General features: G+C 63.5%; 27 protein-coding genes. 9 read left to right on the plus strand and 18 right to left on the minus strand.

Annotation, left to right across the window (positions count from 1 at the left end):
* Positions 1 to 83: 83 nt before the first annotated feature.
* The 6 genes from JAB6_RS16375 to JAB6_RS16400 form a co-directional block, all read right to left on the minus strand.
* Entirely contained in the window at positions 84 to 1,103 is a 1,020-nt protein-coding gene (locus JAB6_RS16375; protein ID WP_070303649.1) for an aldo/keto reductase, read from the minus strand.
* A gap of 11 nt (positions 1,104 to 1,114) precedes the next feature.
* Positions 1,115 to 2,338 carry a UxaA family hydrolase gene (locus JAB6_RS16380; RefSeq protein ID WP_070303650.1) on the minus strand — a complete coding sequence of 408 codons (1,224 nt, stop codon included), beginning with the start codon at positions 2,336 to 2,338 and terminating at the stop codon, positions 1,115 to 1,117.
* Positions 2,335 to 2,670 carry a UxaA family hydrolase gene (locus JAB6_RS16385; RefSeq protein WP_070303651.1) on the minus strand — a complete coding sequence of 112 codons (336 nt, stop codon included), beginning with the start codon at positions 2,668 to 2,670 and terminating at the stop codon, positions 2,335 to 2,337. The genes JAB6_RS16380 and JAB6_RS16385 overlap by 4 nt, the downstream gene beginning before the upstream one ends.
* Before the next feature lie 25 nt (positions 2,671 to 2,695).
* Positions 2,696 to 3,613, minus strand: coding sequence for a GntR family transcriptional regulator (locus tag JAB6_RS16390; protein ID WP_034759665.1), 918 nt, complete (start codon positions 3,611 to 3,613; stop codon positions 2,696 to 2,698).
* 114 nt (positions 3,614 to 3,727) lie between these two features.
* Positions 3,728 to 4,864 (minus strand): D-mannonate oxidoreductase, encoded by a 1,137-nt coding sequence (locus tag JAB6_RS16395; protein ID WP_070303652.1) that lies wholly within the window; start codon positions 4,862 to 4,864, stop codon positions 3,728 to 3,730.
* A gap of 1 nt (position 4,865) precedes the next feature.
* Positions 4,866 to 5,876 (minus strand): zinc-binding alcohol dehydrogenase family protein, encoded by a 1,011-nt coding sequence (locus JAB6_RS16400; RefSeq protein ID WP_070303697.1) that lies wholly within the window; start codon positions 5,874 to 5,876, stop codon positions 4,866 to 4,868.
* Between the two features lie 339 nt (positions 5,877 to 6,215).
* Between JAB6_RS16400 and JAB6_RS16405 the strand changes: the two genes are divergently transcribed.
* Both JAB6_RS16405 and JAB6_RS16410 read left to right on the plus strand, forming a co-directional pair.
* The gene (locus tag JAB6_RS16405; protein ID WP_070303653.1) at positions 6,216 to 7,250 is read left to right on the plus strand and encodes a MerR family transcriptional regulator; all 1,035 of its coding nucleotides are present in this window, start codon (positions 6,216 to 6,218) and stop codon (positions 7,248 to 7,250) included.
* A gap of 67 nt (positions 7,251 to 7,317) precedes the next feature.
* Positions 7,318 to 8,397 carry a hypothetical protein gene (locus tag JAB6_RS16410; RefSeq protein WP_070303654.1) on the plus strand — a complete coding sequence of 360 codons (1,080 nt, stop codon included), beginning with the start codon at positions 7,318 to 7,320 and terminating at the stop codon, positions 8,395 to 8,397.
* Here the strand turns inward: JAB6_RS16410 and JAB6_RS16415 are convergent.
* Complete coding sequence (locus JAB6_RS16415; RefSeq protein WP_070303655.1) at positions 8,394 to 9,596, minus strand: D-amino acid dehydrogenase; 1,203 nt, start codon at positions 9,594 to 9,596, stop codon at positions 8,394 to 8,396. The genes JAB6_RS16410 and JAB6_RS16415 overlap by 4 nt on opposite strands.
* The gene (locus JAB6_RS16420) at positions 9,593 to 10,045 is read right to left on the minus strand and encodes a helix-turn-helix domain-containing protein (protein WP_070303698.1); all 453 of its coding nucleotides are present in this window, start codon (positions 10,043 to 10,045) and stop codon (positions 9,593 to 9,595) included. Before JAB6_RS16420 ends, JAB6_RS16415 begins: the two co-directional genes overlap by 4 nt.
* Positions 10,046 to 10,132: 87 nt before the next feature.
* Between JAB6_RS16420 and JAB6_RS16425 the strand changes: the two genes are divergently transcribed.
* Positions 10,133 to 11,326, plus strand: coding sequence for an MFS transporter (locus tag JAB6_RS16425; RefSeq protein WP_070303656.1), 1,194 nt, complete (start codon positions 10,133 to 10,135; stop codon positions 11,324 to 11,326).
* 7 nt (positions 11,327 to 11,333) lie between these two features.
* Here JAB6_RS16425 and JAB6_RS16430 read toward each other — a convergent pair whose 3' ends face one another.
* The 4 genes from JAB6_RS16430 to JAB6_RS16445 form a co-directional block, all read right to left on the minus strand.
* Positions 11,334 to 12,029: a Crp/Fnr family transcriptional regulator gene (locus JAB6_RS16430; RefSeq protein WP_034759676.1), complete on the minus strand. Its 696-nt coding sequence runs from the start codon at positions 12,027 to 12,029 to the stop codon at positions 11,334 to 11,336.
* 155 nt (positions 12,030 to 12,184) lie between these two features.
* Positions 12,185 to 12,832 (minus strand): response regulator, encoded by a 648-nt coding sequence (locus JAB6_RS16435; protein WP_034759680.1) that lies wholly within the window; start codon positions 12,830 to 12,832, stop codon positions 12,185 to 12,187.
* A gap of 32 nt (positions 12,833 to 12,864) precedes the next feature.
* Positions 12,865 to 14,097 carry a GAF domain-containing protein gene (locus JAB6_RS16440; protein ID WP_070303657.1) on the minus strand — a complete coding sequence of 411 codons (1,233 nt, stop codon included), beginning with the start codon at positions 14,095 to 14,097 and terminating at the stop codon, positions 12,865 to 12,867.
* Between the two features lie 64 nt (positions 14,098 to 14,161).
* The gene (locus JAB6_RS16445) at positions 14,162 to 14,743 is read right to left on the minus strand and encodes a DJ-1/PfpI family protein (RefSeq protein ID WP_058051378.1); all 582 of its coding nucleotides are present in this window, start codon (positions 14,741 to 14,743) and stop codon (positions 14,162 to 14,164) included.
* A 171-nt stretch (positions 14,744 to 14,914) separates the two neighbouring features.
* Here JAB6_RS16445 and JAB6_RS16450 point away from each other — a divergent pair, with 171 nt between their 5' ends.
* From JAB6_RS16450 to JAB6_RS16460, 3 genes are all read left to right on the plus strand, one after another.
* Complete coding sequence (locus JAB6_RS16450) at positions 14,915 to 15,325, plus strand: hypothetical protein (RefSeq protein WP_070303658.1); 411 nt, start codon at positions 14,915 to 14,917, stop codon at positions 15,323 to 15,325.
* 27 nt (positions 15,326 to 15,352) lie between these two features.
* Entirely contained in the window at positions 15,353 to 15,826 is a 474-nt protein-coding gene (locus JAB6_RS16455) for a host attachment protein (RefSeq protein WP_070303659.1), read from the plus strand.
* An 83-nt stretch (positions 15,827 to 15,909) separates the two neighbouring features.
* Positions 15,910 to 16,209, plus strand: coding sequence for an antibiotic biosynthesis monooxygenase (locus JAB6_RS16460; RefSeq protein ID WP_034759700.1), 300 nt, complete (start codon positions 15,910 to 15,912; stop codon positions 16,207 to 16,209).
* Positions 16,210 to 16,217: 8 nt separating this feature from the next.
* On the opposite strand, the gene pncB is transcribed toward JAB6_RS16460, so the two are convergent.
* On the minus strand, positions 16,218 to 17,408 hold the full coding sequence (gene pncB, locus JAB6_RS16465) for a nicotinate phosphoribosyltransferase (RefSeq protein WP_070303660.1): 1,191 nt from the start codon (positions 17,406 to 17,408) through the stop codon (positions 16,218 to 16,220).
* A 79-nt stretch (positions 17,409 to 17,487) separates the two neighbouring features.
* Positions 17,488 to 18,351, minus strand: coding sequence for a cysteine hydrolase (locus JAB6_RS16470; RefSeq protein WP_070303661.1), 864 nt, complete (start codon positions 18,349 to 18,351; stop codon positions 17,488 to 17,490).
* A 72-nt stretch (positions 18,352 to 18,423) separates the two neighbouring features.
* On the opposite strand from JAB6_RS16470, the gene JAB6_RS16475 reads away from it, so the two are divergent.
* Positions 18,424 to 18,663: a TIGR02450 family Trp-rich protein gene (locus JAB6_RS16475; protein ID WP_034759713.1), complete on the plus strand. Its 240-nt coding sequence runs from the start codon at positions 18,424 to 18,426 to the stop codon at positions 18,661 to 18,663.
* Here the strand turns inward: JAB6_RS16475 and JAB6_RS16480 are convergent.
* From JAB6_RS16480 to JAB6_RS16490, 3 genes are all read right to left on the minus strand, one after another.
* The gene (locus tag JAB6_RS16480) at positions 18,645 to 18,818 is read right to left on the minus strand and encodes a hypothetical protein (RefSeq protein WP_254671650.1); all 174 of its coding nucleotides are present in this window, start codon (positions 18,816 to 18,818) and stop codon (positions 18,645 to 18,647) included. The two genes, JAB6_RS16475 and JAB6_RS16480, sit on opposite strands and share 19 nt — an antisense overlap.
* Positions 18,819 to 19,147: 329 nt before the next feature.
* Positions 19,148 to 19,654 carry a nuclear transport factor 2 family protein gene (locus JAB6_RS16485; RefSeq protein WP_175444562.1) on the minus strand — a complete coding sequence of 169 codons (507 nt, stop codon included), beginning with the start codon at positions 19,652 to 19,654 and terminating at the stop codon, positions 19,148 to 19,150.
* 144 nt (positions 19,655 to 19,798) lie between these two features.
* Positions 19,799 to 20,404, minus strand: coding sequence for an FMN-dependent NADH-azoreductase (locus JAB6_RS16490; protein WP_058051372.1), 606 nt, complete (start codon positions 20,402 to 20,404; stop codon positions 19,799 to 19,801).
* A gap of 133 nt (positions 20,405 to 20,537) precedes the next feature.
* Here JAB6_RS16490 and JAB6_RS16495 point away from each other — a divergent pair, with 133 nt between their 5' ends.
* Both JAB6_RS16495 and JAB6_RS16500 read left to right on the plus strand, forming a co-directional pair.
* Positions 20,538 to 21,455: a LysR family transcriptional regulator gene (locus JAB6_RS16495; RefSeq protein WP_034759729.1), complete on the plus strand. Its 918-nt coding sequence runs from the start codon at positions 20,538 to 20,540 to the stop codon at positions 21,453 to 21,455.
* Positions 21,456 to 21,614: 159 nt separating this feature from the next.
* The gene (locus JAB6_RS16500) at positions 21,615 to 21,842 is read left to right on the plus strand and encodes a hypothetical protein (RefSeq protein ID WP_034759733.1); all 228 of its coding nucleotides are present in this window, start codon (positions 21,615 to 21,617) and stop codon (positions 21,840 to 21,842) included.
* A 3-nt stretch (positions 21,843 to 21,845) separates the two neighbouring features.
* Here JAB6_RS16500 and JAB6_RS16505 read toward each other — a convergent pair whose 3' ends face one another.
* Positions 21,846 to 22,157 (minus strand): MerR family transcriptional regulator, encoded by a 312-nt coding sequence (locus tag JAB6_RS16505; protein WP_070303663.1) that lies wholly within the window; start codon positions 22,155 to 22,157, stop codon positions 21,846 to 21,848.
* Positions 22,158 to 22,160: the final 3 nt, after the last annotated feature.

A 22,160-nucleotide genomic window follows, 5' to 3' on the forward strand; every position in this document is an offset into this window, starting at 1 on the left:
TCGTGGGCTCGGAGATGTGTATAAGAGACAGCACCAGCACCGTGCCGGCAGCTGCCAGAAGTGCTGGTGGGCGTCGATGCGCATCATGCGGCCACTCCCGCAGGCAGCGGCGCGCGCGCATCGATCAAGTCCGCGTCCCGCAGCGCCAGCCACAGGGCGTCGGGCAGCGGCGTAGCGAACCAGTCCAGGTTTTGCCGCAGCTGCGCCAGGTCCTGGCCGCCCGGGATGCAGGAAGCGACGGCAGGATGGGCGAGCGGAAACTGCAGTGCCGCAGCCTGCAGCGGCACGCCGAATTCACGGCAGACGGCGTCCAGGCGCGCCACGCGCTTGAGTATCGCGGCCGGCGCATCGGCGTAGTTGAATTTGCCGTTCCCGGCCAGCACGCCCGAATTGAACGGGCCGCCGATCACGATGGCGTTGCCGCGTTCCACGCACAGGTCCAGCAACGGCGACAGCGAGGCTTGTTCCAGCAAGGTATAGCGGCCGGCCAGCAAGGTGCAATCGAGGTCGAATTCCGCCATCGCGCGCAGCACGATTTCGCATTCATTGACACCTAGGCCCACGGCCTTCACCTGGCCGCTGGCGCGCAGTTCATCGAGGGCGCGAAAACCGCCACCGGCCGTCAGTTGGCGCCAGTAGTGCTGATCGTGTTCGCCATGCGTGGCCTTGCCGATATCGTGCACGAACAGAATGTCGATGCGGTCCAGCCCCAATCTTTGCAGGCTGTCCTCGTGCGAACGCAGCACGCCGTCATACGTATAGTCGTAATGGGGACGGAACGGCAGCGGCGCGGCAAAGCCGTCGTCGCCGGGGCGCACGGAGGCGTCGGGCCGCATCAGACGGCCCACCTTGGTGCTGATCACAAATTCATGGCGGGGCCGCTCGCGCAGCGCCGCGCCCACGCGGCGTTCGGACTGGGTATAGCCATAGAACGGCGCCGTGTCGAAGAAGCGCACGCCGGCATCCCACGCGCCATCGAGCGTGATGCGCGCCTGCGCGTCGCTGACGGGCTGGTACAAGCCGCCTATCGGCGCGCAGCCCATGCCGATGCAGGGCAGCGACAGGCCCCCGCGCAGCAAGGTATGCAATTGTGTGACATCCATGAATCCGGCCCTCAAGCGGCGCGCAATGGGAAGCAGCCTGGCCCCACCGCGTCGAATTGTTTATAGGTCAGCACGAATTCCTGATGGCCCAGGTCTTCCGAGCGGCTCAGTTCTCCGTTGGCCACGTTCAGCACGGCGGCGACGATCTCCGCACCCACTTCTTCGAGGCTGGCTTCGCCCGTGAGGATCTTGCCCGCGTTGATATCCATGTCGTCGGCCAGGCGCTCGAAGGTTTGCGGATTGGCGCACACCTTGATGACGGGCGAGATCGCGGAACCGACGACGGAACCGCGGCCCGTGGTAAACAAGGTGATGTGGGCGCCGCAGGAAATGAGTTCGACGATTTCCGCGTTGTCGGACACGTTCGGGAAGCCGAAGCGCGGCTCGCCGTCCGGCACCACGTCGAGCAGGTACAGGCCACCTCCGGCCGGCTGGTCGCCCGGCTTCAAAATGCCGACGATGGGCGAGGAACCGCTCTTGGCGTAGGCGCCCAGCGACTTTTCTTCCTGCGTGGTCAGGCCGCCATCGGCGTTCCCCGGCGAGAAGCTGCCATGGCCCATGATGGTGTAGTAGCGGGCCGCCTTGGCCACGGTTTCGACGATGGCATTGCCCAGGTCCGGACTGACGGCGCGCCGCTGCATGTGGTATTCGCAGCCCACCAGTTCGCCCGTCTCTTCGAAGATGCAGGGGCTGCCGGCCGCGATCAGGGTGTCGAACGCGACGCCGACGGCCGGGTTGGCGCTGATGCCGCTGGTGCTGTCGGAGCCGCCGCAGATGGTGGCGACGACCAGTTCATCGATCCCCATCGGCACACGCTCCTGCCGCGCCAGGTGTTCCAGCGCCCAGCTGATCCACTCAACACCGCTGCTCACGCTGGGACGGGTGCCGCTGTTTTCCTGGATGGTAATCGTGTGCACGGGGCGGTCGCTGTCGGCCACGGCGCTGGAGAGGCCATATTTGTTGAAGCCTTCGCAGCCCAGGGAGACCAGCAGCACGGCGCCCACGTTCGGGTGCGTCAGCAAACGGCGCATCACCTGGTCCGCGTATTCATTGGGGAAGCAGCCCGTAAAGCCGATCAGGTGCACGGGCTGGCCGGGAAAGGCATTGACCATCAGGCGCGCCACATGGTGCGCGCATTCGACCATATAGGCCACGACCACGATATTACGGATGCCCTTGCGGCCATCGGCACGCAGGTAGCCCGACAGGGCGGGTGTCGTTACGGGAGCGTTCATGCTTGGTCGTCCTTGTCCAGGAAATGGTGGCCGTCCTGGCCCAGGGTAAACGTGGGGATGTAATCGCTTGCCAGGTTGTGCGTATGGATATGCTCGCCGATGGCGACGGGGGCCGTGATGCTGCCGATCAGGGCGCCGTAACGCAGCACCTTGTCGCCCACGGCCAGCGCGCGGCGCGCCACCTTGTGGCCGATGTGGATGTTTTGCGCCAGGGTGACGGGCACGCCATCGATGGCGACGACGTCGCCGCAGGCCAGGGCTGTCCTGGCGATCAGGCAGTTATCCTCGGGCGACATCAGCAGCAGGCTGCTAGGCTGGGAAGCGAGGCTCATGGCGCACCCTCCCCGGCAAAAACGGCTAGGCGGCCGGCTGGCTCAGTTTTTCCCGCGTGCCGATCGACGACAGCATGGTGCTGCGCGAGGAATCGAGATGCGAACGCATGCACTCGAGCGCCTTCGGTATGTCGTGCTCGGCCAGCGCGTGCAGGATCGCCAGGTGCTCCTGCACCGCGTATTTGTTGCGGCCCTTTTCCTCGCCCTTGTCCCACTGGTAGTGATAGTGAAACACGAACGAGACGATATCGTAGAAGCCCTGCGCGAAGCGGTTGTTCAAGAGGCCGATCAGGAAGGTGTGGAACTCGCGGTCCAGCGCCGGAAACGCGTTGTGGCGCGTGTCGATCCTGGCGGCCAGCTTCTCGTGCTGCTTGATCAGCCGCGCCAGTTCCGCATACGCCGGATCGCCATGCGGCAGGTGCGCAAACTGCTCCACGGCCGCCATCTCGAACATGCGCCGCATGTCCGCCAGTTCGGTGGCGAACGAGCGGTCGAACGCGCACAGGCGCCAGCCGCCGCGCGGCTTCTTTTCGATCAGGCCGAAGCGCGAAAAGCCGATCAGGAATTCGCGCACGCTGACGGTACTGGCGCCCGCCTCGCGCGCCAGCTCCGCTTCCGAGAATTCCGCGCCGGGCGGCATGTCGCGCTGGTACACGCGTTCCATCAGCACTTGCTGGATGCGCTCGGCCCCCGACTGCAATTCGGAGATATCGAAGTAGTCGCCCGGTATGGGTTTGCGCAGCAGGCGCCGGTCCGCCGGGCTGGCGATCAGCCGCCGCGTTGACAGGTAGGCGATCGCGCTGCGGATGGCCGTGCGGCTGCCCTGGCAGATCGTGGTCAGGAACTGCTCCGTCGGCAGCATCTCGCCCACTGCGACATTCTCGGCGAGAAATTGCAACAGCAGGTTGGTACTGCGCTTGAAGACGGTGGCGGGTTTGGACATGGATGAATGAACGCGCTATGCCAGCGAAAGGGAAAGTGGATGAGTGGGCCATTTTAGTCGATATCGGATTGGATCGGCATGCCAGAAAAGAAACAACTGCGGTGACGGGGGCCTTCATGGCTGCGCTCCCGGCGCCAGCATGGCGCGCAGGCGCGGCTGCGCCAGGGCGGGACACAGCTGCCGCGCCAGCGCCGCCACGGGCGCCATGCGCCGCTCGATCTTGCCGGCGTGGTGCTGGGCGATGTCGGCCAGGCGGTGCGCGAGGAAGGGATTGCCGAAGCGTTCCCTGACCTGCGCCACATACGCCAGCGCCGCGTCGCCGTGCCGCGCGCCCATGGCGGCAAACACGGGCAGCACTTCCTCGTGCCACAGGGCTTCCAGCGCGGCGCGCATGGCGCCATCGTCCATCGCCTCGCGCACCGTCATGCCGGCCGGGCTGCCCCGTTCCATCCACAGCTGCGCCAGATAGGTGTGACCGAGGTTGAGCAGGAACAGCTTGCGCTGCTCATACTCGCGCAGGCTGTCCGTCACCACCAGCTGCGGGTGGCGGCACGGCAGCAGCATGCCTTCCTGCGCCTCGATGGCCCACAGCGCATACGGTTCGGCCACCGCGCCTATCGGTTCAATCGGTTCGGAAACGATGCGGTCGACGAGGGAATTGATCCACAGGCAGCCCGTTTGCAGATACCCGATGAACGCGGCATCGCAGCGCCACTGCCGCGCCAATGTCACGATCACCTGGCGCAGTACATGACCGTTGTCGGCCACCAGTTCGCACGGAAAAATCGAGATGGGCGTGGCGCCGGCCAGGAAGCGGTGGTGCAGCAGCACCAGCAGCTTGGCGGGAAAGCTGGCGGGAACGGTCGCGCCATCGAGCATGCCGGCGTGGTCGGCGTCATCGAGCTGGTAGCCCGTATCGCCCGTATTCGAGATGATCACGCGCGCGGCCACGGCCGCATCGCGCACCTGCCGCCAGTCGCTGCCGGCCTGCCACGCCTGCGTGACGGCGTCGGCGCGGCGCTCTTCATCGACTTGCGCGCCGTCCTGCCAGCCACGGATGCGTACCGGATAGCCGCCGGCCTGGCGAAACGCCGCCACCCGCGCCGCGCCCTGCGCGCTGCCGGTGGTTTGCACGATGGTGATATGGCCCAGCGCCTCGCCTGTCTTCGCCGCTTCGCTGACGAACAGGTCGGCGTGCGCCTGCAGGAAGCGGCTGGTGCCAAATTGCAGTATGGGGTTGAGATCGCTCATCTCAAACCTCGACGATGGCCTTGATGACACCGGCCTCGGGCTGCATCCAGCGATCGAGCACGCCCGTAAATTCATCGAGCGTGGTGCGGTGGGTATTGAGCAGCGCGGTGGGGACTTTGCCCGCCTTCATGGCCGCCACCACTTCCTCGAAATCGTCGACGGTGGCGTTGCGGCTGCCCAGCAAGGTCGTTTCGCGCTTGTGGAATTCGGGGTCGGAAAAGGACAGGCGGTCGCGCACGATGGATACCAGCACATAGGAGCCGCCATGGGCGACAAAGTCCAGGCCCCGCTCCATGGCGGCGATATTGCCGGTGGCGTCAAACACCACGTCGAAGAATTCACCGCCTGTGGCGTCCGACAGCTGCTCCTTGTCGCCGTCGCCCAGCTGCACCGTGCGGGTGATACCAAGCGCGTCGCGGCAGAACTGCAAACGGTCGGCGCGGCCGTCGAGCACCGTGACGTCGGCGCCTTTCAAGGACGCGAACAGCATCACGGCCATGCCGATCGGGCCGGCGCCCACCACCAGCACGCGCTTGCCGGCATCGACCGCGCCGCGCTTGACGGCGTGCGCGCCGATGGCGAGAAATTCGATCATGGCCGCGTCGTCGAGCGAGATGCCTTCCGTCTTGAAGACGAAGCGCTCGGGCAGCGCCAGGTATTCCGTCATGCCGCCGTCGCGGTGCACGCCCAGCACTTCGATGCGGGTGCAGCAGTTGGTCTTGCCCTGGCGGCAGGCCACGCAGGTACCGCACGACAGGTAGGGCATCACGTAGACCTGGTCGCCCACGGCCAGGCGCGAGCCGGCTGGCACGCTGTCGATATGGCCGGACAATTCATGGCCCATCACGCGCGGGTAGCTGAGGAAAGGCTGGGTGCCGCGGAAGATATGCATGTCGGTGCCGCAGATGCCGACGCGGCGTATGCGCAGCAGCACTTCACCCTCGCCGGGCACGGGCACGGGGCGCTGTTCCATGCGCAAACTGCCGGGCGTATCGCAAACGATACTTTTCATCATGGTCGTCTCTCTCGCCGCCCGGATCTTGCCGGTGGCATATTATATTTAACGTACAAACCAACTGTGAAAAAAATCCGTCTGTGCGGATTGTCTTTCCAGCCCTGCCAATGGCGCGTCTTGCTGCGCCGCACAACGATTAATCCGTCATACCGCCTGGCCCGAACCTGTTTGTTTTGCTGTAGCTGTCGTTCGGTTTTATAAATATACCGTACAAAAAAATGAAGGTCAACGGATTCTTTTGCGGGTTTTTTCGAGGCCTCTGCTACATTCCTGCTTGACCCTGACGTTACGTCAGGCGCCATCGTGGCGGCACGCACTGAAGACAAGGAGAAGACGATGCTGTTGAAAATCGGTGAACTGGCCGGGCTCACGGGCCTGACCATCCGCACCCTGCACCACTACGACAGCATCGGCCTGCTCTCGCCTTCGGCGCGCACGCAAGCTGGCTACCGCCTGTACCAGCACGGCGACATGGACCGGCTGCACCGGATCATGGCGCTGCGCAAGTTCGGGTTGTCGCTGGCCGATATCGCCAACGCCCTCGCCGGCCCGGAGCTGCCGCTCTCCTCCATCGTGGCGCGGCAAATCGCCATGCTGGAGCGCCAGATCGCACAGGCTTCCACCTTGCGTGAACGCCTGCGCACCCTGCAAACGCAACTGACGCAGGGGCAGGCGCCGGAACTGGCCGAGTGGCTCACCACTATGGAGTTGATGACCATGTACGACAAATACTTTAGTCACGAAGAACTGCAACAACTGCCGCTGCTGTCCGATGCGGCCGTGGAACAGGAATGGAAAGCACTGGTAATGAAGGTGCGCGCCGTCAAGGACGCGGGCGCAGGTCCCGGCGATGCGCCAGCGCAGGCGCTGGCCACGGAATGGATGGTCAAACTGGTGCGCGACACGGGTGCCCACCCGGGCCTGTTCGCGCGCCTGAACAACATGCATGCGCAGGAGCCATCGATGCAGGCGACGACCAGCATCGACGCGGACCTGATGCAGTTCATCCTCGCCGCCTTCAATGCCTCGCGCATGGCGCTGTACAAACCCTTCCTCGACGAGCACGAATACGCGCATCTGCTGGCCAACTACGGCAAGCGTTCGGGCGAGTGGCCAGCCCTGATCGCCGCCGTGCGCGCCGCCATCGATGCCCGCACGCCGCCCACCGATCCGGCCGTGCTGCAGCTGGCTCGCCAGTGGCTGGAACTGTTCCGCTCCTACGCGGGCACGGACCCGGCCACGCAGCTGAAGTTCCGCCAGGCGCACCAGCAGGAACCGCGCTTGATGGAAGGCAGCTTCGTCGACGCGGCCATGTTGCAATACCTGGGCGCGGCGATGGCTGTCGTGGCGCAGGAGCGCCCCGGCGCATAGGTTCAGGTGTGGCATCTCGTGGGCGCGGCCATGTAGAATCGGCCTTCGCCCACGAGAGGATTAACCGATGCGCCGCTTTCTGTTTGCTTGCCTGACCCTGCCCGCCCTGAATGCCGCCGTGGCCGCCGAGCCGCCCGTGCAAGGGGTGTGGCAGGGCACCGTGGGCAAGGCCAATATCGTCGCCTGCTTCAACCAGCCCAGCACCACGCAAGGCGCGGACCGCAGCGGCAGCTATTACTACACGCGCTACAAGACACCGATCATGCTGGCCAAGCCGAACGGCAAGACGCTGTGGCAGGAACTCGACGCCAAAGGCAATACGACGGGCACGTGGTCGCTGAACGCGCCGCAGAGCGAAAAGGTCACCGGTACCTGGACGGACCCGAAAAGCGGCAAGACCCTGCCCCTGGCCTTGACCCTGCTGGAAGCGGCGGGCGACCGCGACCATCCGTCCTGCGCCAGCGACGCCTACAACCTGGCGCTGGAAGATTTTCCCGGCACCAAGGTAAGCAAACCCGTCATCTTTGAAGGCAAGCAATACCGCAACCTGCAAGTGGGCGACACCATCACCGTGGAACTGATGGCGCCAGGCGATGGCATCGCGAAAATCAACGCGCAGCTGCGCGGCGTACTGGCGAAGAACAAGAAGGACCTGGAAGATTTCTATGAGACGCGCCGCGAATACCTGGGCCGCAACGGTTTCACGACGGAAGACGAAGTGTATGCGGATCCCACCTACTGGTCGCCGCGCTGGGTGACGGTCAAGTTCTACCGCTGGGCGGCCGGCTATGGCGCCAGCGGCATCTCCATCAAGTTCCGCACCTGGGATGTGAAAACGGGCCAGGAAACGGACGTGTGGAACTGGTTTGGCGCCAGCGCCAGCGATGGCGACGACAAGGCCGAATTGCCGGATCGCCTGCGCCAAGCCCTGTTCAAGGACGTGAAGATCGATGCCGAATGCAAGGGCACGGATTATGACGGCCGCGGCCGCTTCCACCTGTCATTGAAGCCGGAAGGCGTATCGTTCTGGCAAGATCCGAACGGCAGCGGCTGCGAAAACGACTTTTTACTGCCCTACAGCAAGGTCGGCCTCTTCCTCACCGTCAAGGGCCGCGCCGCGCTCAGCGATTTGCTGCCGAAGAACTAGGCGCCATCCACCATCGTCGCCACCATCTCTGCCGTAGCGGCCGCCAGGGTCCAGCCCAGGTGGCCGTGGCCCGTGTTGTAGTACACGCCCGGCGCCTTGCCCGGCCCCACTTTGGGCAGCATGTCGGGCAGCATGGGACGCAAGCCGGCCCAGGGCACGACCTTGCGCGTATTCACACCAGGAAAGCACTGCTCCACCCATTGCAGCAGCGGGCGGATGCGGTCGGCGCGGATGTCGTGGTTGACGCCGTTGAATTCCGCCGTGCCCGCCACCCTGAGCCGGTCTTCACCGAGGCGGCTGCTGACCAGCTTGGTCGCGTCGTCGAGCAGGCTGACGGACGGCGCGGCCGCGCGGCTGGCAGCGTCATCCAATTGCACGGTGATCGAATAGCCTTTCACTGGATATACGTTCACATGTTCACCCAGGCTGGCCGCCATGGTGCGGCTGGCCGTGCCCGCGCAGATGACGACGGCATCGAACAGGCTGCTGTCCTCGCCTATGCTGACGCGCACCTTGCCGTGCTCGCGCGCCAGCGCCGTGACTTCCTCGCCATAGCGGCACGCCACGCCCAGGCGCACGCAGGCGTCGGCCAGGCCGCTGGTGAATTTATGGATGTCACCCGTGGAGTCGCTGTCCGTGTAGTAGCCGCCGTAGAAGTCACCCTGCAAGGCCGGTTCGATGGCGCGCATTTCCTGCGGCGTGACGGCGCGCCGCTGCAAGCCGCCCTGCGCCAGCAGGCGTGATACGCCGGCCGCCCGCTCGAAGCTGGCCTTGTCACGGTAGACATGCAGGATGCCGGCGCGGCGGTGATCGAAATCAATCTTCTCTGCTTGCGCCCACGCAAACAAATGTTCGCGCGCGGCGATCGCCATGCGGGCCGTGGCGATGGTGTTGCGCTCGTAAGCCGGCATGGCGGCGAGAAACTCCGCAAACCAGCTCAGCTTGTGCCAGCTGGGCCAGGGATGGAGCAGCAAGGGCGCATCGCGCCGCGCCATCCATTTCAGGGCATTCAGTATCGTTGCCTTGTGGTTCCACACTTCCGCGTGCGAGGCCGACAATTGCCCGCCGTTCGCATACGAGGTTTCCATGGCCGCATAGCGGTGGCGTTCGATCAGGGTCACGTCCGCCCCCCGCTTGGCCAGCGCATACGCCGTCGTCACGCCCGTGATGCCACCGCCCAGCACGGCCACGCGCTTCATTGCGTCAACACCTTGTGCACGATCGTGTCGCCCGCCTGCAACACGCGGCCGTCCGGCGCCAGCACGTCCATCCTGCACACGGGCGCGTGCGTATCGCGTTGCAACAAGGTCGAATGCGCCTCGCCCGCTTCAAACAATTGCGCCTCGCTCCACTGGCGCAAACCGACGACGACGGGAAACAGCGCCAGCCCCTTTTGCGTCAGCACGTATTCCTGGTAGGCCGTGCCGTCCGAGGCGGGCGCAACCGTAAAGATGCCCTCTTCCACCAGGGTGTGCAGGCGGTCGGCCAGGATGTTCTTCGCCACGCCCAGGCTTTTCTGGAACTCGCCAAAGCGGCGCATGCCGTCGAAGGCGTCGCGCACGATCAGCAGCGACCAGCGCTCGCCGATCACGTCGAGCGCGCGCGCCACGGGACAGGGGTCGGTTTTCAGGCTCTTGCGCTTGGCCACGGGCATTCTCCAGGATTGAGTGGTTGCATTTTAAAACTTCTCGGCGTAGACTCCAACTGGTTTTAATTTGAAACCACTTACAAGACCATGCGCGATACGAACTCCCCCATCACGACAACACTTCCTCCCACCCTCGTCTGGCTGTTTGCCACGGCGGCCGGCCTCAGCGTGGCCAATGTGTATTACGCCCAACCTTTACTCGCCACGCTGGCGCACGAGTTCGGTATGACGGAGGCGGCCAGCGGCATGGTCATCACGGCCACGCAGATCGGCTGCGCGCTGGCCCTGCTGCTGCTCGTGCCCTTGGGCGACATGCTGAACCGGCGCCGCCTGACCCTGTTCCAGCTGGGCATGCTTGCCATCACCCTGGTGGCGCTGGGCTGCGCCCGTTCCACGGCAGCCTTGCTGGGCGGCATGCTGATGGTGGGTTTGCTGGGCACGGCCATGACGCAGGGTTTGATCGCCTACGCGGCCAGCGCGGCGGCCAGCCATGAGCGGGGAAGAGTCGTCGGCATGGCGCAGGGCGGCGTGGTGATCGGCTTGCTGCTGGCGCGCACCCTGTCCGGTGTCGTGGCCGATGTGGCCGACTGGCGCGCCGTGTATTTTGTTTCGGCCGCCATCGCTTGCGCCCTGTTGCTGCTGCTGTGGCGCATGCTGCCGCCGGCCAAGTCGCAAGGCCAGAAGCTCGCCTATGGCGCCCTGCTCGCCTCGATGCTGGACATGCTGCTGCACAACAAGGTGTTGCGCGTGCGCGGCATGCTGGCCCTGCTGATGTTTGCTGTCTTCAATATTTTCTGGAGCGCCCTGGTGCTGCCCCTGACGGCGCAAGGCTATAGCCATGCGGCCATCGGTGCGTTTGGCCTGGTCGGCGTGATCGGTGCGCTGGGCGCGGCGCGCGCGGGCGCCATGGCGGACAAGGGCCGCGCGCAATGGACGACGGGCGCGGCCCTGCTGCTGTTATTAGCCGCGTGGCTGCCGCTGGGCTTTGCGGGCGAAGCCCTGTGGCCCTTAATCGTCGGCATCATCGCGCTGGACCTGGCGGGCCAGGCCATCCACGTGACGAACCAGAGCCTGATTTTCAAGCAGAACAGCGACGCGCACAGCCGTCTGGTGGCGTGCTACATGCTGTTTTATGCGGTGGGAAGCGGACTCGGTGCGATTGCCGCCACCAGCGTGTATGCGCTGGCGGGCTGGCATGGGGTATGCGCGCTGGGCGCGGCGGTCAGCTTGCTCGCCCTGCTGTTCTGGCGGCTGACCTTGCCTGCTGAAAAAGCTGAGTGATCAATGCTTAATTCAGCATGGCCGTGGCTGAACCATGGCGGTAGGTTTTCAAGGCATCGGGCTGGATCTGGATCAGCGAACCGCTGACTTTAATCAGGTGCAAGTCCGTCAGCTGGTGCAGCACGCGCGACAGGGTGGCGGGCGCCAGGTTCAGGAACGATGCCAGCAGACTTTTCTTCAGGTCCAGCTTGACCTCGTTCGAACGCTGCTGGTCCGATGCCTGCAGCAAATACTCGACCACGCGCTGGGTGGCGTTCTGCACGGAGCAGCGCTCCACGTTGCGGATGAAACCCATCAGGTGGTGCGACAGGCTGTTCATCATCTGGCGCGCGATGCGGGGCGACTGGTCCAGCAGGCGCAGCAGTGCATGCGGCGGGATGCGCAGCAGCAGGCAGTGCTCGAGCGCTTCGGCGCAGAACGGATATGGTTCATCGAGGAAAATCATGGCTTCGCCAAAGCTCTGGCCCGGACGGATCAGTTCCAGAACCTTGTCGGTCCCTTCCATGGAAAACACGCTCAGCTTGACGAGACCGAAAACCACCACGTAGGCGCCTTCCGCCACTTCGCCCTTGCGGAACAGCACTTTGCCTTTTTCCACTTCGACGCGCACGACATCCTGGCGCAATTGTTCTAATTGCGAAGGGGAAATATGGCGGAACAGAGCCTGGCTCGATAGCAAGCCATCGACGTTGACCTTATGCATGACACTCTCTTATTAGATTAGCGAATGACTAAGAGTGTAATGCGCAGGCACGGTCAAGGCCATACGTCAAAGGAACTAGGGTTGTCTAGGCCGGAACGCCATGCAGATCAAACAATCGCGGATTCCTTGCCCACTATTTGCGCTTTGTTTGATCTCTATTTGCTTAACTCGCGCTCGACGGCGTAGACGGCGATCTGCACGCGGCTGCTGAGCTTAAGCTTTTTGAGGATGTTTTGCACGTGGATTTTCACCGTGCTTTCGGCCACGTCGAGCTGGCGTGCGATTTCCTTGTTGCTCAGTCCTTGCGCCAGGCAGGCCATGGCTTCGCGTTCGCGCGGCGTCAGCTTGTCATAGTCTTCCTGGGGCGCATTCTGCCCCGCGCGGAACTGCGACACGAGCTTGGCCGTCATGGCATCGGCGATCACGGATTCGCCGGCGGCGGCGCGGCAAATGGCCTGGCCAAGCTGCTCGGCTTCGATATTTTTCAGCAAGTAGCCGCGTGCGCCCGCGCGCAGGGCCGCGCCGAGGTCGGCCGCGTTTTCCGACACGGTCAGCATCAGCACCACCATCTGCGGCAGGTCCTGCAAGATCAGCTGCAACGCCTCGACGCCAGTCACGCCGGGCATGTTCAAGTCCATCAGCACCACGTCGGGCTGCAGTTCGGCCGCCAGGCGCACGCCGTCCAGCCCGTTCGATGCCTCGCCCACCACCTGGAATTGAGGATTGCGCTGCAGCAGCAGCTTGACGCCGCTGCGCAGCAAGGTGTGGTCGTCGACCAGCAGGATTTTGATTGGTGCGTTCACGTGTTTGTTGCCTGATAAAGATGATTCATTTGTTACGCGGCCTGGCGCCGGGCTGCCGGCAAGGCCAGCGAGATCGTCGTGCCGCCGCCGGGCGTGCTGTCGATGGCAAATTGCGCACCGAGCCGCTCGGCTCTTTCCTGCATGATACGCAAGCCGATCTGCAATTCCGTTTTCTTGTCGCGCAGGTTGGCGGCGAAGCCTTCGCCATCGTCGCGCACCTGCAGCGCAAAATCGCGCCCGTTGTCCACGCGCAGCGCCACGTTGCTCGCTTGCGCGTGCTTGCGGATATTCGACAGCGCTTCCTGCACGATGAACAGGATCTGCAACTGCTGCTCGGGCGCCAGCGGCGCGCCATTGCCGCTCATCTCCAAGGTGCCGATCACGCCCGTCTGCAGCTCGAACTTGGCCAGCACTTCCGACAGCTTGCTTTCGAGGTCGCTGCCATGCCAGCGCGTGCGGAAATTGACCAGCAATTCGCGCACGTCCTGGTAGCTTTGCTCGACGCCCATGCGCATCAGCGGCAGCACTTCGGCCGCTTCGTCGAGCTGGCCCCGGCGCACGGAATCGTCGAGCATCTGCACTTGCAGGCTGATGAAGTTCAGGCTTTGCGCGATGCTGTCATGCAAGCCTTCGGCCAGCAGGCTGCGTTCGCGCGCCACGGCAAATTCCTTTTCGCGCGCGATCAGGCGCTGGTTTTCAATGGCGATGCCCAGGCTCTGGCCCAGGGTTTCCAGCCAGCCCTGCTGCTGCGCCTGCACGGCTTGCGGCTGCGCAAAGTGCAGCGAAAAGCTGCCGACCACCTGCTCGCGTGCAAGGATGGGAAAGACGGCGATGGCAATGAAACCTTCGTCCTGGCAACGGTAGCGCTGCAACGCTTCGACCTGGCGGAAATCGCGGATCTGGATCACGCCCTGCGCCACGGCCGCGCCGCACAGGCAATCGTTGTTGCGGATGCAGTGTTCCTCTTCCACCATGGCGTCGGAAATGCCCTCGTGCACGATGATGTGCACGGTGTCCTGCTGCGGATCGAGGATGCGCACGGTGCCGCCTTCGGCCTGCGCGAACTCCATCACGTGGCGCAGGAAGCCACGGCACAGCGCATCGATGGCGTGCTGTCCCGCCAGCAAGGTGGAAATCTCGTGCAGGGTGGCCAGCTGGCGTTCCTGCGCGGCGCTCAGGCCCGATGCGGCTTGCGCCAGGCGGCGCTGGCGCCAGCGCGACGCTGGAAGTTGTTTGCGGGAAGGTTGACTGCGCGGCGCATGCATGAAGAACTCGAATCTGAAAAGTGGAGCGCCCGGCAAGCGCTGCGGCCTGCCGGGCTGGTGAAGGTTACAAATGAATCTCGGTACCGAGCAGCTTGACGAACTGCGCCAGCCAGGCCGGATGCGCGGGCCAGGCGGGCGCCGTGACGAACTGGCCATCCGTGACGGCGTCCGTGACGGCGATATCGGCATACGTGCCACCCGCCAGTTTCACTTCCGGTGCGCAGGCGGGATAGGCGGAAATGCGCTTGCCACGGATGACGTCGGCGGCAGCCAGCAATTGCGCGCCATGGCAAACGGCCGCAACAGGCTTGCCCGCCTCGGCGAAATGGCGCACGGCGGCGATGACTTTCTCGTTCAGGCGCAGGTATTCCGGTGCACGGCCGCCGGCGATCATCACGGCGTCATAGTCTGCAGGGTCGATCTCGTCGAAGCTGGCGTTCAGGGTGAACAGATGGCCCGGCTTTTCCGTGTAGGTCTGGTCGCCCTCGAAATCGTGGATGGCCGTCTTGATCGTCTCGCCGCTTTTCTTGCCGGGGCAGACGGCATGCACGGTATGACCGAGCATCAGCAGGGCCTGGAATGGCACCATCGTTTCATAATCTTCTGCAAAATCGCCGGTCAAAAACAGAATTTTTTTCGCTGCCATTTGGTTCTCCTATGAAAGATTGATCCCGCAAGACGTATCTTAGCGCGACTTGGCAGCCATACTGGATATTTATCAAACTTTTGCGCCTTGATCGAGGATTTTACAGGCTGAGGCGGAATTATTTGCAGCCTTGCCGGTCAAATCAAGGACACCTCGTTGAAAGGCCGGGCCATGGACAGCAGCACACTGATACGTATCTTCGACCATTTAGCCGATGCCGAGCGCGCCCGCAACCGGTTGCTGGCCGAAGGTTTCCCTTCTCACGCCGTGCAGCTGGACGCGGGCGACGACGAGGCTGGCCCCGTGCAGGGCAATTTCACGGTCGGCAATTGCGACACCCTCACCAGCCGGCTGGAACGGGCGATCAATGCCCTGTTCGGCGGCGACAACCATATGTACCGGCGCAACTACGGCAAGACGGCGTTCCGCGGCATGGTCCGCCTGGTGGTGGCCACGCGCCACGCCGAGGAACAGCAGCGCGCGCACGCCATCGTACAGGCGTGTGGCGGCAGCGATATCGAACAGCGCACGGCCCGCTGCGGCCAGGACAGGCACGGCGGCATGGCGGCCCTGTCGCGCTAGCTGGCGCGCACAGCAAGGAGAACAAGCATGGACGTCACATGGGTGGTAGTGGCCGACAGCAGCCGGGCCCGGCTGTTTGCGCTGGGACAGCAAAACCAGCTGGGCGAGCTGCAAGATTTTGTCAATCCGGCGGCCCGCGAAAACGAGAACGCCTTGAACAGCGACGCCAGCGGACGCTTCGGCAGCGGCATGCGCGCGGGGACCCAGGCGGGCACGCAGGCGCACACGACCGAGCCACGGGTGACCCCAGTCGAGCATGCGAACGAACAGTTTGCCCGGCATATCGCGCAAGTACTGCAACAGGGCTTGCAGCAACAGCGCTACAACAAGCTGTGCCTGGTCGCCGCACCGAAGTTCCTGGGGCAGTTGCGTCTAAGCCTCGATGCCCAGGTGGAAAAACGGCTCAGCCATGCCCTGGCCAGGGATGTCGCCAGCATGAACGTGCCCCAACTGGAAGCCTATTTGCAGCAAGCGCTGGACAGGGACGGCGGCGACAGCTGAACGGCAGGTGGCCCGGCGCCACCCGCAAGCGGGCACAATCTGTGGCAAGATCTGCGTTCTTTCTTTCAAAACCGGAACTTGCCATGATTTTTGAAATTGCCCACATCCAGATCAAATCGGCCACGCACGCAGCCTTCGAAGCGGCCGTGACGAAAGCCGTCCCCCTGTTCCAGCGCGCACGCGGCTGCGAGTCGATGCGCCTCGAGCGCTCGATCGAAAATAGCGATGCCTACCGCCTGGTGGTGGGCTGGACAACCCTGGAAGACCATACCGTGCATTTCCGCGGCAGCGACGACTTCCAGGCATGGCGCGGCCTGGTCGGTGAATTTTTCGCCGCCCCGCCGCAGGTCGAGCACATGGATACGGTGGTCACAGGCTTCTAGACCGGCACCTACACTGCGGGGTGGTGAAAGACCTGTCGCAGGTAGGCGAGGAAGGTCTCATCCTTGCACAGGGTCTTGCCCGGCGAATCCGACAGTTTCGCCACGGACTGGCCATTGCAGCGCACCAGTTTCATGACGATGTTGAGCGGCGTCAAGCCGACATCGTTGGTGAGATTGGTGCCGATGCCAAAGCCCGTCATGATGCGGTCGGCGAAGTGCTGGTACAGGGCAAACGCCTTGTCCAGGTCCAGGCCGTCGGAAAACACGAGGCGCTTGGTATTGGCGTCGATGCGCAGGGCCGCGTAGTGGGCCAGCGCCTTCTCGCCCCACTCGACGGGATCGCCCGAATCGTGGCGCAAACCATCGAACAGCTTGGCGAAATACAGGTCGAAGTCAGCCAAAAAGGCATCCATGCCCACCACGTCCGTCAGGGCAATACCCAGGTCGCCCCGGTATTCCTGCACCCAGTCTTCCAGTGCCGCCTTTTGAAAGTCGCGCAGACGTACGCCAAACGACTGGAATGATTGCATGTATTCATGCGCCATGGTGCCGATTGGCACGATGCCGAGCTTTTTCGCCAGGTAGACATTCGACGTGCCCTTGAAGTACTCGGGCACCTCGCGCGCCAGACGCTGCACCACTTCGTCGTGCCAGGCGCCGGAAAAACGCCGGCGCACGCCGAAGTCGGAAAATTCAAACGGGTGCTTGCGCCGCGGCAGTTTACCGAATTCCTTGACCGCTTCCACTTTCAAGCCCAGGCGGTGGCGCCCTTCGCGCATGGCCGCATCGAGGTCGAAGCGGCGGAAATACAGTTCGTTGATGATGTACAGCACGAAAATCTCGAAGCCCATCACATGCACCTGCGGCCCGGCCGCGTGCACGAGCAAGGTGTCGCCATCCGTGCTCACGTCGATGAACTTGCGCTGGAAGCGGAACACCGTCAGGAAGTCAACGAAGTCGCTCTTCATGAAGCGCAGGGTGCGCAGATAAGCCAGCTCGTCGTCGGCAAACGACATCGAGCACAGGTGGTCGAGCTGTTCTTCCAGCTCGCCCTTCAGTTCGGCCAGGGGAAAGGCGGTGGCGTTGCGGCAGACAAATTCGTATTCGGTATGGGTATTCGGATGACCGTGCAGCAATGCTTGCCACATTGTAAATTTATACAGATCGGTTTCCAGCAAACTGCGCACTATCGGGGTCATGTGTGTTTTCTCCAACTTCCTGAAGCCAGAATAGTACGCCACCGCAAGCATTTCAGCAGGGTTCGCTTGCAGGAAAGCATTAATTGCTTGCGTTTGCCAACAATTCAGGCAAAACGTCGGCGGATGTCGCCAGCCGCACGCCACGCTCGTGCATGGCTGCAAGGAAGTCGCGCTGCTGTGCTTCAAAGCCTGTGACGGGGCTCATGCAGTCCGTCAGCAGCACCAGCCGCGACAGGGCCGTCTTGCCTTGCTGCGCTTCCAGATAGTCGGCGATGTGCTCGGTGCTGGCTTTCACGCAGTGGCTGCCCGCTTCGCCGGTGACATAAATCTGCTGCGCCGGCAGCAAGGTGGCGAGGAAGTCCAGGTTGAGCTGGGTGGCCGCATCCTGCGCATCGGGCACTTCCGCCATGACGGCCGAGTAATGCTCGGTCCATGGATTGGAACCCTTGCTCAGCTTGGCTACCACTTGCAGGTGATCCACTTCCCACGCGTTGTAGGCGGCGCGCACGGCCGCGTGAATATTCTGGCCCCAGCTGCCGATCTCGCAATGCACGGGCCACACCATCAGCTGATAGCGCCCCGCTTGCTGCAAGGCATCGAGGTAAGCCAGCGCACGCGGCAAGGCATCGCTGGCGGCGGGCAGGAACAAGCGGTCGCGCACTTGCTGGGCCGTGATCTGCGTGAATGGCGGCACGGCGCCGCCATCGCCCGAGCGCCAGAAGGCTGGGTGGGCAATGTCGTAGCGGTGGTGGGCGTCGAGCGTCACGCTGATTTGCGTCAGGCCATTGCCCCCTTCGCGGATCAGCTGCGCCACGCGCAGCATGTCGGCGTGGGCGCCGGGCACGGCCAGGGCCGGTGCTGTGCCGGCAGGCAGCCATTCGGCGGGCAGGTCGCAAAAATCGTTTTGCGGGTCGATCACAAGCAGGTGCAGCTGGCGTTTCATGGCGGTCCTCGTGCGTGGCGGGAACTTGCATGATAATGGCAACATCGCCATCACGCCAATCCCGGGCCCGCCATGCACCTTCCACATCGCAATAACTTGCGTCCAAACAAATTACTCAACAGCAAATGGACAGCGGTGACACCCGTCAACAAGGAAAAACATTTTCTCGTCATCAAGGTATGCGCCGCAGCCACGCCGGATGAACCCGTCACGCACGTGGAACTGGAAGCCGTGCATTCGGGCAGAGTGCAGATCCTGCCCTGGCGCGCGCTGCAGGATGCGGCGCAATGGCATCAGGGGTGGAAGACGTAACGGCGCTGGCGCCGCTCGACCAGCTGCAATGCCACCTCGGCCGCTTCGCTGACGGCTTCGGCTTCCGTCGCAAACGGATGGTCGGCCAGCACGCGGTGCTTTTTGACGATATTGTTCCTGTGCATGGGATTGCTCGATGGGGTGTACAGGGACACATAGGCGCCCCACAGTTTGCAACCGCGTAAGGGTTCCGCCGTGTAATTTATTTCATACGTATCAACGTACTTTATCGGCACGATGTTTGCTCCAAAAATGACATCCCCGGGTAGCCTGTCTCAACGGCCCTACCCGGCGTAGGGTTGGAATACATGCAATCGCGCTTGCTCAGGATACTGACTCACTTATCTGCTTTTTATTACGCGGCACAGGGAAAAACTTGAACGCCTGCCTCACTTGAGGCATGGCGGCACGCCCACTGAAAGTATAGACGATGCGAAAAAATTATGAGAAGGCAACTCTGTACTGAACGCCGCAGGCGCCTGCCCTATTTCGCCGCCTCGGCCGCGGGATGCATGGACCAGACGACGCTGAGGATTTTCCATTGACCATCGCGCTTGACCATCTGCCACGCTTCGACGCCATAGTTGGACAATTTGTCGCCGACGAGGAATTCGTAGTCGAAGTTGACCCACGCGACATGGCGGTCCTGGGTGATCTTGACGTTGTAGAATTTTTCTTCCGTGCGCAGGGGTTCGCGCTTGATGTAGTTGGCGAAACCGACGTAGCCGGCCGCCGCGACGCCGTCGAAGTGGACGTCCGTCGTGTCGCGCATTTTCTGGATGAAAGCGTCATCGGCCGGCGAGGCGAACAGGATGTTCGTGTGCAGCATCAGCGACGACAGCCGCTTGACATCCTTGGCGATCAGCGCCGCCTGGAAGTCGGCGACGACTTTTTCAATGGCGCGGATATCCTCGGGCGTGGAGGCGTGGCGGCCCACGTGGGACGGCGCGGGAGGCGCGGTCTGTGCCAGCGCAATACCTGCTGAAAACAAAGAACATCCGAACAATACTGCACTGGCCAACTTGTGGTGCATGAGGGACTTTCATGGCGAACGGCTCGCCGGCCTGGCACGGGGCGTGCCGCCGGCAAGCTTATGCCAAGCATGCCAGCTTGGCAATCCCTCGAAAGGCGTATATCAGGCAGCCAGGGCTTCGATCGACGCGCGGCCCTTGGCGATCGCGCTGGTGACGGCGTCCTCGCCCATGGCCACGCCTTCGGCTTGCACAAACTCGATGTCCGTGATGCCGATGAAGCCCAGCGCCGTGCGCAGATAGGTGCTCAGGTAGTCATACGCGGCGCCCGGGCCTTCGCTGTAGACGCCGCCGCTGGCCGTGAAAATCACGGCTTTCTTGCCCGTAGCCAGGCCAACGGGGCCATTGGCCGTGTACTGGAAAGTGCGGCCCGCGCGCGCCACGTGGTCGATCCACGCCTTCAGGGTCGAGGGTACGGAAAAGTTGTACATAGGCGCGGCCAGCACCAGCACGTCGGCGGCCAGCAATTCATCGACCAGGGTATCGGACAATTGCACGGCCGCGGCCGCCTGCGCGCTGCGCTGCTCGGCCGGCGTGAAGAACGCGCCCATGACTTCTTCCGTCAGGTGCGGCACCGGTTGCGCGGCCAGGTCGCGCACGACGATGGTGTCACCTTGCGCGGCCAGTTTGGCGACGAATTCGCCCGACAGTTGACGCGACAGGGAACCGCTGTTGCGCACGCTGCTATTGATGTGTAGTACGTTTGCCATGATGCACTCCTTCAAGATCGATAGATGGGGTGCGGCGTTTGCTGCACTTGCACACATCATAGTTCGGGTCTACCATCGATGAAACCGTGTAAAAATAAATGGTTAGCATCGAATTTTTAGATATGGAGTTATCATGAGAGAACCGGGCCAGCCTTCGCTCGACCAGTTGCGCGTCTTCGTCGCCGTCATCGACGCAGGCGGTTTCGCCCACGCGGCGCGCCAGCTGCACCGCACGCAATCGGTAATCAGCTACACCATCGCCAACCTGGAAGAACAGCTGAACGTGGTGCTGCTCGACCGCGGCAAGCGCAAGCCCACGCTGACGGACGCGGGCAAGGCTCTGCTGGCCGATGCGCGCGCCGTGGCCCTGAAGGTCGATGGCATGCGCGCGCGGGCCAAGGCACTGGCCGGCGGGCTCGAGGCGGAAGTATCGGTGGTGGTCGACGTGATGTTTCCCACCTGCGTGCTGGTGCGCGTGCTCGAGGCGTTCCAGGCGCAGTTCCCCACCGTCGCCCTGCGTTTGCGCATCGAAGCGATGGGCGCCGTGGCGCAACTGGTGATGGATGGCAGCTGCCACATCGGCCTCGGTGGCTGGATGACGGCCACGGCCAGCGTCTTCGAGCGTATGGCCGTCGGCCATGTGCGCCTGATTCCCGTGGCCGCGCCCAGCCACGCGCTGGCGCAGCTGGCAGGGCCGATTGCCTCGAGCGTGGCGCGCGAACACGTGCAGCTGGTGCTCAGCGACCGCAGCGTGCTCACGGAGGGCCAGGATTTCGGCGTGCTGGGATTGCGCAACTGGCGCCTGGGCGACCTCGGCTCCAAGCACGCGCTGCTGCGCGCGGGCCTGGGCTGGGGCAACATGCCCGAAGCGATGGTACGCGAGGACCTGGCCGAAGGCCGTTTGGTGCACCTGCCGCTGGCCGTCGACAATGGCGAGAATTACCCGATTTATTTGATCCAGCGCGCCGACACGCCGCCGGGGCAGGCGGGCAAGTGGCTGACGGAGCGGTTTGCGGAGCAGTTGCCGTTGCTGCCAGAGGCAGGGTTCTAGTTAAGCGAGAGTGAAGGTATGATAGTAACCCGCGGCGGAAGTCTGGGGTCAGACCCTCAACACCGCTAACGCAAGGCTCAGTGCCAACGTTTCCGGGGGTCTGACCCCGGCCGTTAACAGAGTCAACCCGGAGTCAACTTTCAGTTACAAGGATTCACCATGGCCGGCATCGACGACTTCGTCAACAAACAAAAACCTGGCGCGCGCTTCGTCATCACGGCGCAGATGCTGCGCATGACGCCGCAGCAGTTCGACTCGCTGGCGCAGGAATGGATGGAAGACGGCGGCCCCGGCTTCGACGTGGCCGGCATACCGCACCGCGTCGTCGTCGACGGGCAGTTTTATATCGGCAGGATCACCGTGCAGCGGCACGGCGATCCTGCCTGAGGACTACTCGACGCCCAGCACGTGCAGGCGCCGGCGCAGGCGCGCCACTTCTTCCGACAGGTCGACCACCAGCGCGGCCAGTTCGGCGTTCGCGTCGAACACGGATTCGATTTCATGCAGGCGGCGCGCGCGCACCAGGTCCAGGCTCGTGAAGCGCCAGGCCGTCAGCTGGCCCGCCGGCGGGCCGTCCTGCAGCAGCACACCCGTCCGCACGTGCTGCACCACCCAGTCCGGCTCCACGGCGCAGGCGCGCGCCAGCTCTTCCAGGCTCAGGGCACGGTCTTCCAGCAATTCGCCAATTACCTTGTTTGTCATGAT

Source organism: Janthinobacterium sp. HH104, assembly GCF_001758715.1.
Classification (GTDB): Bacteria; Pseudomonadota; Gammaproteobacteria; order Burkholderiales; family Burkholderiaceae_D; genus Janthinobacterium; species Janthinobacterium aestuarii.

Excerpts from the sequence above, each read along its gene's own strand:
- JAB6_RS16410 (WP_070303654.1), top strand. The coding sequence starts at position 7,318 with ATGCGCCGCTTTCTGTTTGCTTGCCTGACCCTGCCCGCCCTGAATGCC.
- JAB6_RS16450 (WP_070303658.1), top strand. The coding sequence starts at position 14,915 with ATGGACAGCAGCACACTGATACGTATCTTCGACCATTTAGCCGATGCC.
- JAB6_RS16505 (WP_070303663.1), bottom strand. The coding sequence starts at position 22,157 with ATGACAAACAAGGTAATTGGCGAATTGCTGGAAGACCGTGCCCTGAGC.
- JAB6_RS16385 (WP_070303651.1), bottom strand. The coding sequence starts at position 2,670 with ATGAGCCTCGCTTCCCAGCCTAGCAGCCTGCTGCTGATGTCGCCCGAG.
- JAB6_RS16430 (WP_034759676.1), bottom strand. The coding sequence starts at position 12,029 with ATGCATAAGGTCAACGTCGATGGCTTGCTATCGAGCCAGGCTCTGTTC.
- JAB6_RS16375 (WP_070303649.1), bottom strand. The coding sequence starts at position 1,103 with ATGGATGTCACACAATTGCATACCTTGCTGCGCGGGGGCCTGTCGCTG.
- JAB6_RS16475 (WP_034759713.1), top strand. The coding sequence starts at position 18,424 with ATGCACCTTCCACATCGCAATAACTTGCGTCCAAACAAATTACTCAAC.
- JAB6_RS16470 (WP_070303661.1), bottom strand. The coding sequence starts at position 18,351 with ATGAAACGCCAGCTGCACCTGCTTGTGATCGACCCGCAAAACGATTTT.
- JAB6_RS16490 (WP_058051372.1), bottom strand. The coding sequence starts at position 20,404 with ATGGCAAACGTACTACACATCAATAGCAGCGTGCGCAACAGCGGTTCC.
- JAB6_RS16460 (WP_034759700.1), top strand. The coding sequence starts at position 15,910 with ATGATTTTTGAAATTGCCCACATCCAGATCAAATCGGCCACGCACGCA.
- JAB6_RS16400 (WP_070303697.1), bottom strand. The coding sequence starts at position 5,876 with ATGAAAAGTATCGTTTGCGATACGCCCGGCAGTTTGCGCATGGAACAG.
- JAB6_RS16390 (WP_034759665.1), bottom strand. The coding sequence starts at position 3,613 with ATGTCCAAACCCGCCACCGTCTTCAAGCGCAGTACCAACCTGCTGTTG.
- JAB6_RS16455 (WP_070303659.1), top strand. The coding sequence starts at position 15,353 with ATGGACGTCACATGGGTGGTAGTGGCCGACAGCAGCCGGGCCCGGCTG.
- JAB6_RS16425 (WP_070303656.1), top strand. The coding sequence starts at position 10,133 with ATGCGCGATACGAACTCCCCCATCACGACAACACTTCCTCCCACCCTC.
- JAB6_RS16395 (WP_070303652.1), bottom strand. The coding sequence starts at position 4,864 with ATGAGCGATCTCAACCCCATACTGCAATTTGGCACCAGCCGCTTCCTG.
- JAB6_RS16380 (WP_070303650.1), bottom strand. The coding sequence starts at position 2,338 with ATGAACGCTCCCGTAACGACACCCGCCCTGTCGGGCTACCTGCGTGCC.
- JAB6_RS16405 (WP_070303653.1), top strand. The coding sequence starts at position 6,216 with ATGCTGTTGAAAATCGGTGAACTGGCCGGGCTCACGGGCCTGACCATC.
- JAB6_RS16440 (WP_070303657.1), bottom strand. The coding sequence starts at position 14,097 with ATGCATGCGCCGCGCAGTCAACCTTCCCGCAAACAACTTCCAGCGTCG.
- JAB6_RS16495 (WP_034759729.1), top strand. The coding sequence starts at position 20,538 with ATGAGAGAACCGGGCCAGCCTTCGCTCGACCAGTTGCGCGTCTTCGTC.
- JAB6_RS16415 (WP_070303655.1), bottom strand. The coding sequence starts at position 9,596 with ATGAAGCGCGTGGCCGTGCTGGGCGGTGGCATCACGGGCGTGACGACG.
- JAB6_RS16445 (WP_058051378.1), bottom strand. The coding sequence starts at position 14,743 with ATGGCAGCGAAAAAAATTCTGTTTTTGACCGGCGATTTTGCAGAAGAT.
- pncB (WP_070303660.1), bottom strand. The coding sequence starts at position 17,408 with ATGACCCCGATAGTGCGCAGTTTGCTGGAAACCGATCTGTATAAATTT.
- JAB6_RS16500 (WP_034759733.1), top strand. The coding sequence starts at position 21,615 with ATGGCCGGCATCGACGACTTCGTCAACAAACAAAAACCTGGCGCGCGC.